This is a genomic window from Saccharomonospora halophila 8, assembly GCF_000383775.1.
Lineage (GTDB): Bacteria > Actinomycetota > Actinomycetes > Mycobacteriales > Pseudonocardiaceae > Saccharomonospora > Saccharomonospora halophila.
The window spans coordinates 79,142-82,444 of the sequence record NZ_KB912585.1 but is presented as its reverse complement, the minus strand read 5'-3'; the positions used below and the strand labels follow the sequence as shown (position 1 = coordinate 82,444).

Sequence of the window (3,303 nt, the reverse complement as noted above, 5' to 3'; positions counted from 1 at the left end):
GCGGCGCGCGGGCGGATCGATCTGCGGCGCACGCTGCGCCGGTCGATGGCCACCGGTGGGGTGCCGATGCGGCCCGCGCTGCGGCGGCGTGGTCCGCACCGGCCGGAGCTGGTGCTGCTGTGTGACCTGTCCGGGTCGGTGGCCGGATTCGCGCAGTTCACGTTGCTGCTGATCCAGGCGTTGTCCGACCAGTTCCGCAAGGTGCGCAGTTTCGCGTTCGTCGGTGTCACCGACGAGGTCACCGACCTGGTGCGGGACGGGAGTGAGGACCCGCGCAACCTCGCGGTGCGGGTGCTGTCCCAGGCCCGGGTGACGACGTGGGGAAGCAACAGCGACTACGGCGGGGCGTTGGACTCGTTCGTGTCCGGGTGGCCGGATGCGGTGGGGCCGCGCACGAGCGTGCTGATTCTCGGGGACGGCCGCACCAACGGGGGTGATCCGAACCTGCCCGCGCTGCGGGAGGTGGCGGCCGCGGCGCGGCACGTGTACTGGCTGAACCCGGAGCCGGAGAACCTGTGGGGCACGGGCGACTCGGCGGCCCACCACTACGCGCGGGTGGTGCCGATGCACGAGTGCCGCAACGTGCGTCAGCTGTCCCGGCTGATCACGGAGTTGATGCCCGCCGGGTGAGCCGCGCGGGCGGGTGCCGGGTCACCCGCCGTGCCGGTCGCGCAGCCGGGACAGGTCGTCCGGTTCGAGGGTGATGTCGAGCCCGCGCAGGGTCGCGTCGAGCCGCTCCGGCGGGACGGGCACCTGGTCGGCGGGGCGGCCGTCGGGATGGGTGGTGTGCAGTTCGGTGCCGACGAGGCGGCGGCAGCGGCCGGGGTCGAGGCGCATCACCACGGGGCGGCCGGTGAACGGCGAGTCCGGGTGGGTGGCGACGTAGTGGTTGCCGACGGCGTAGTCGACCGGGCGCTGCGGGGTGGTGTCGAAGGCGTGCAGCGCGGTCCAGCCGTCGTCGGTGTGTTTCTCCAGGCGCCACGACCGGCCGTCGTGGCTGAGCCGGTGGGGCCAGCCCGCCTGGTCGACGACGTGTCCGTGGCGCAGCGGCATCGGGTGCAGCACACCGGCGCCGAAGCCGACGTCGACGAGGTGGTCGACGTCGTCGACACGGGTCAGCAGGATCATGTGCGTCTTGGGGCCGGGGTGGTCGGGTTGGACGCGGGCCACGCCGCGCACGACCGGGTAGCCGAGCCGCTGCAGGACGGCGGCGAACAGCAGGCCGTGTTCGTAGCAGTAGCCGCCGCGGGGCCGGTGCACGAGTTTCGCGGTGATCGATTCCAGGTCGAGGCTCGGGGTGCGGCCGAGCACGACGTCGAGATTCTCGAACGGGATGGTGCGCACGTGCGCCTCGTGGAGTGCGCGCAGCCCCTCGGCCGACGGGGCGGCGGGGGTGTGTCGGTGTCCGGTGCGGGCGAGGTAGGCGTCCAGGTCGAGCGCGTCGACGCCCCACTCGTCGGTGTCGGTGGGTGCCGGGGTGGGTGCGGTGGTGGTCACGGTGTGAGCGTCACACCTGCAGCGCGGTGGAGGTCAACCCGGACGGCGCGGCGGCCGGGTGCGCCGGGCCACACCCCGGAGCATAGTTGCATCACACAACTTTTTTCGTTAGCTTCGGAAAAGATTTCCGGACTGTGAAGGGAGTCCCGCCACGTCCACGCCCGAGCGACCCGTGTCCGACGCCGAGCCCGTGCCGCCGCCTGCGGGGCAACCGCCCGAGCGGCCGATGTCGCATCGGCAGGTGCTCAAGGCGTTCACCGGGTTGTTGCTCGCGTTGCTGGTGGCGATCCTGTCGTCGACCGTCGTCTCCAGTGCGCTGCCCACGATCCTGGCCGACCTGGACGGCACGCAGAGCCAGTACGCGTGGGTGGTCACCGCGATGTTGCTGACCTCCACCGCCACCACCCCGATCTGGGGCAAGCTGGCCGACCTGTTCAGCAAGAAGCTGCTGTACCAGGTCGCGATCGTGATCTTCACGCTCGGGTCGGTGCTCGGCGGGTTCGCGCAGACCATGCCGCAGCTCATCGGGTTCCGCGCCCTGCAGGGCATCGGCATGGGCGGGCTGCAGGCGCTCATCCAGGCCGTGATGGCGGCGATGATCACCCCGCGGGAGCGTGGCCGCTACGCCGGCTACATCGGCGCCACCTTCGCCGTGGCCACCACGTCCGGCCCGCTGATCGGTGGGCTGATCGTGGACTCGCCGCTGGGCTGGCGGTTCACCTTCTGGGTCGGCGTGCCCATCGCCGTGGCCGCGTTCGTCGTGCTCGGCCGCACGCTGAAACTGCCCGTCGTCAAACGGGACATCCGGATCGACTGGCTGGGTGCGCTGCTGCTGGTGTCCGGGGTGACCCTGCTGCTGGTGTGGTTCTCCCTGGCGGGGCAGGATTTCGCGTGGCTCTCGCCCACCACCGGCTGGTTCGTCGGTGGCGCCCTCGGCCTGCTCGCGCTGGCCGTGTTCGTCGAGACCCGGGTCAGCGAACCGGTCGTGCCGCTGCGGCTGTTCCGCGACCGCACCTTCACCCTCGCCATCCTCGCGTCGCTGGCCGTGGGCACCGCCATGTTCGGCGGTGCGGTGTTCCTCGTGCAGTACTTCCAGATCGCCCGCGGCTACTCCCCCACCGTGGCCGGGCTGCTCACCCTGCCGATGGTCGGCGGGCTGGTCGCCTCCTCCACCCTCACCGGCCGCATCGTGTCCCGCACCGGCCGCACCAAACCGTTCCTCGTGGCCGGGTCGCTGGTGCTGCTCACCGGGCTGTCCCTGTTGTCCACCGTCGACCACACCACCGACCTCGTGTGGATGGGCGTGTTCCTCGCGCTCATGGGCACCGGCGTCGGCTCGATGATGCAGAACCTCGTGCTGGCCGCGCAGAACACCGTCGGCATGCGCAACGTCGGCGCCGCCACCGCCACAGTCACCTTCTTCCGCACCCTCGGCGGCTCCTCCGGTGTGTCCGTGCTGGGCGCCGTGCTCGCCATGCGCGTGGCCGACCACATCACCAGCACCCTCACCGCCCGTGGCCTGCCCGTCGGCGACGCCCTCAACGGCGGGGGCGGCACCCTCGACGTCGACGCGCTGCCCCCGCCCGTGCGGGAGGTTGTGCGCGCCGCCTACGGCCACGCCACCGGCACCCTGTTCCTCATCGCCGCCTGCACGGCCCTGGTCACCGTCGTCGCCGTCGCCTTCATCCGGGAACAACCCCTGCGCGAGACCCTCGACCTCGACGACGACGGCTCGGCACCGCCCACGCCGCACACCCGGGACGTCGGCGCCGACCCCGGGGCCACCACCCCCGACCCCGCGGCCGC

Annotated in this window: 3 protein-coding genes; 2 read left to right on the top strand and 1 reads right to left on the bottom strand. The window is 72.1% G+C overall.

All coding sequences use genetic code 11. From position 1 onward, the window contains the following. On the top strand, positions 1 to 630 hold a 630-nt coding region (locus SACHA_RS0118455; RefSeq protein WP_019812154.1), incomplete at its 5' end, for a VWA domain-containing protein. Between the two features lie 21 nt (positions 631 to 651). Here SACHA_RS0118455 and SACHA_RS0118450 read toward each other — a convergent pair. Continuing rightward, on the bottom strand, positions 652 to 1,497 hold the full coding sequence (locus tag SACHA_RS0118450; RefSeq protein WP_019812153.1) for an arylamine N-acetyltransferase family protein: 846 nt from the start codon (positions 1,495 to 1,497) through the stop codon (positions 652 to 654). Positions 1,498 to 1,723: 226 nt separating this feature from the next. Here SACHA_RS0118450 and SACHA_RS0118445 point away from each other — a divergent pair. Continuing rightward, positions 1,724 to 3,303 (top strand): MDR family MFS transporter (locus SACHA_RS0118445; RefSeq protein WP_019812152.1); only part of this gene is annotated, 1,580 nt, incomplete at its 3' end.